Source organism: Spirillospora sp. NPDC046719 (assembly GCF_040645715.1).
In the GTDB taxonomy this organism is placed as follows: Bacteria; Actinomycetota; Actinomycetes; order Streptosporangiales; family Streptosporangiaceae; genus Spirillospora.
Genome location: NZ_JBEYYT010000712.1, coordinates 1 through 3,272, shown reverse-complemented (window position 1 = coordinate 3,272; position 3,272 = coordinate 1). Strand labels below are relative to the sequence as shown.

The 3,272-nt window shown below is 77.0% G+C and carries 2 protein-coding genes and 1 pseudogene; 2 read left to right on the top strand and 1 reads right to left on the bottom strand.

Annotated elements, in window-relative coordinates:
- Positions 1-190: 190 nt before the first annotated feature.
- Together ABZ914_RS49060 and ABZ914_RS49055 are read left to right on the top strand one after the other, a co-directional pair.
- The gene (locus ABZ914_RS49060; RefSeq protein WP_500201472.1) at positions 191-1,354 is read left to right on the top strand and encodes a glycosyltransferase family 4 protein; all 1,164 of its coding nucleotides are present in this window, start codon (positions 191-193) and stop codon (positions 1,352-1,354) included.
- 105 nt (positions 1,355-1,459) lie between these two features.
- Positions 1,460-2,065: pseudogene (locus tag ABZ914_RS49055) on the top strand (phosphatase PAP2 family protein); the annotation flags it as partial.
- 59 nt (positions 2,066-2,124) lie between these two features.
- Here the strand turns inward: ABZ914_RS49055 and ABZ914_RS49050 are convergent.
- A complete protein-coding gene (locus tag ABZ914_RS49050) occupies positions 2,125-3,102 on the bottom strand; it encodes a lysylphosphatidylglycerol synthase transmembrane domain-containing protein (protein ID WP_500201471.1) in 978 nt (325 codons plus the stop codon).
- Positions 3,103-3,272 lie beyond the last annotated feature (170 nt).

Genomic DNA, 3,272 nt, shown 5'->3' with positions numbered 1-3,272 from the left:
GTGCGGACGGCGGGGTCGTCCTGCACCGGGTTCAGCGGGCTGCGGTGGTCCGGCCGGGCGGCCGCGCGGGCGAGGGTCCCGGCGGTCAGCAGCGCCTCGTCGTCGGGGTGGGCGTGGAAGGACACCAGCGTGTACGGCACCGGTCAAGTGTGCCGGAGGGGGACGCTGGCCCGGCGCGGGGAGCCCGGCGATGAGGATCGCGCACCTGACGGACTACTACCTGCCGCGGCTGGGCGGGGTCGAGATGCACGTCCACGATCTGGCGACCCGGCAGCAGGAGGCGGGCCACGACGTCACCGTGATCACCTCGTCGGCGCGCCCGGCCGGGCTCCGGCGCCGGGACGCCGCGATGCGGGAGGACGGGAACGGGCCGCGCGTGCTGCGGCCCACCGAGCGGATGGCGTTCCCGACGACGCTGAACCCCGGCGGGATCGTGGCGGGCCGGCGGCTGGCGCGGTACGGCAAGTACGACGTCGTGCACGTGCACGCGGGCCCTTTCACCCCGCTGGCCGTGGCGGGCGCGACGCTGGCCGCCCGGATCCCGACCGTGGTGACGGTGCACTCGCTGATCTCCTACATGGAGCCGGCGTTCCGGGTCCTCGACGCGGCGACGGGCTGGTCCGCGCTGCCCGCCGTGTGGACGGCCGTGAGCGACACCGCGGCCGAGCCGGTGCGCCGCCTGGTCTCACCTGCCCCGGTGTTCGTGCTGCCCAACGGCATCGACGCGCAGGAGTGGCGAGTCGATCCGCTGCCCCGCACGCCGGGCGAGGTGCTCGTCGTCGCCGTCATGCGGCTGGCGCCGCGCAAGCGGCCGCACCACCTGCTGCGGATACTGCGGCGGGCGCGGGCGGCACTCGGCCCGTCCGCCGGGCTGCGCGCGGTGATCGTCGGGGACGGGCCCGAACGCCGCTCCATCGACCGCTACCTGCGCCGGCACGCCATGACCGGCTGGGTCGAGCTGCCCGGACGGCTGGAACGCGACGGGATCCGGGCGCTGTTCCGGCGCGCCGACCTGTTCGTCGCCCCCGCCGTGCTGGAATCGTTCGGCATAGCCGCCCTTGAGGCGCGGTGCGCGGGCCTGCCCGTCATCGCGCGCACCGAGGGCGGCATCGGGGAGTTCGTCACCGACGGCCAGGACGGCCTGCTGGCCGCGAGCGACGGCGCCATGGCCGACGCGATCGTCCGGTTGGCGTCCGACGAGGCGCTGCGGGCCCGGATGGCCGCCCGCGCCCGCGCGGTCCAGCCGCCGGTGACCTGGCCGGGCGTGCTGCGCCGTACCGAGGACCTGTACGGCCTGGCCATGGAACGGCTGGACAGGGCGCCCGACGGGCGGCCCGAGAGAAGGGTGGGCTGAACCGTCCGCGCGTTGCTCCCGCGGCCCGCGGCGCACGACACGGGCCCGCGCGCCGCCGGAAGGCCGCGCCGCACAAGGCCGTGGCTCGTCGGCGAACTGCTGATCGTGCTGGTGCTGCTGAAGGTCTACGACTACGTGCGCTCGCTCGCCGACGCGCGGCACGGTGCGGCGCTCGCGCACGGCCGGGACGTCCTCGCCGTGGAGCGCGACCTGCACCTGGACGTCGAGCTCGGGCTGAACCGGTGGCTGACCGGGCATCACGGCATGGCGTGGGCGTCCGTGGAGTGGTACCAGCGGGCGCACATCGGCGTCACGCTGACCGTCCTCGCCTGGTGCTACATCGCCGGGCCGGACCTCTACCGGCCCGCGCGCAACGCCCTCGTCCTGACGAACCTCGCCGGGATGACGGTCTTCTTCGTCCTGCCGGTGATGCCGCCGCGGCTCCTGCCGGGAGCGGGGTTCGCCGACTCGGTGGCGCTCGCCGGCTTCGGGACGACGCACGGCGGCCCGGTGCCCGCCGACCAGTACGCGGCGATGCCGTCCCTGCATCTGGCGTGGGCGACGTGGGTGGTGGCGGTGGCGGTCGCGCTCCTGCGCCGCCACCGGGCGCGCTGGCTCGCGGCGCTGTACCCCGCGACGACCGCGTTCGTCGTCATGGCGACCGCCAACCACTTCCTGCTGGACGTCCTCGCCGGGATGGCGGTGACGGGGGCGGCGGTCCTCACGACCGGCCTGGTGTGGGCCGGGAACGGGACGGTCCGCGCGGGCGGTCAGATGATCCGGCGGCGCAGCAGGACGGCGAACACGCAGGCGCCCGGCAGCAGCGGCAGCCAGACGGTGATCAGCCGGTACCCGACGACCGCGCCGAGCGCGGCGGCCGACGGCACGCCCGCCCACACGAGCCCGGCGACCAGCACCACGTCCAGCCCGCCGATGCCGCCGGGCGAGGGGACCAGGGCCGAGACCGAGGAGACGACGAGGTAGACCACCACGACGCTGGTCACCGTGATCGGGACGGACAGGCTGCGCAGCACCGCGAACAGCACGAGGCCGTGCAGGAGCGGCGAGGACAGCGAGCCGAGCCACAGCGCGGTGGCGCGCCCGGGGTGCCGCAGGACCGTGCCGAGCCCGGCGAGCTCGTGCCGCAACTGCCGCCCGCCCGCCGCGACGCGGGACCGCAGGACGCGGGCGAAGCGGGCCGGGCGCAGCCAGACCAGCGCGACCGCCGCGGCGACGACGGCGGCCGCGAGGCCGCCCTCGATCCACGGGTTCCCGGCGACGGCGGCGGCGACCTCCCGAGGCCGCGGCCAGTGCCTCTCCCCCAGCATGCCGAGCGCGGACGGGACGCCCGCGACGGCGACCGCGAGCAGCAGCAGGTGCGTCACCAGCCCGGCCAGCGAATTCAGCCCGACCGAGCCCATCGCGGCGCCCCGGGTCAGCCCGCAGCGCCGCAGGAACCGCACGTTGATCGCGATGCCGCCCGACCCGGCGGGCAGCAGCTGGTTGGCGAACGACGCGGCGACCTGCACCGCGAACAGCCGGCCGACCGGAGGCCGCACCGGCATCGAGCCGAGCTGGGTGACGGTGCCCACGCACCACATCGCGGCGGTGGCGAGCGCGGCGAGCAGCAGCCAGGCCCGGTCGGCGCCCATCAGGCTCTCGCTGCCCGCGTCGAGCGCCACCCGGTGCATGAGCGCGAGGACGACGACCGCGCCCGCGACCGCGGTGCCCAGCACGACGCGCGGCACCGACGCCTCCGCCGACAGGACCCGTCCGAGGGCCGCGAGCGCCGCGAGCGGGGAACCGGGCGTACGCGCCGAGCGCGCCGAGCCGGGCGTGCGCGGGGTCGCGCGGCGGGGGGGCGGCCGGGGGGGCGGGGGCCCCGGCCGGGGCGGGGGGGGGGGGGGCGCGGGGGGGG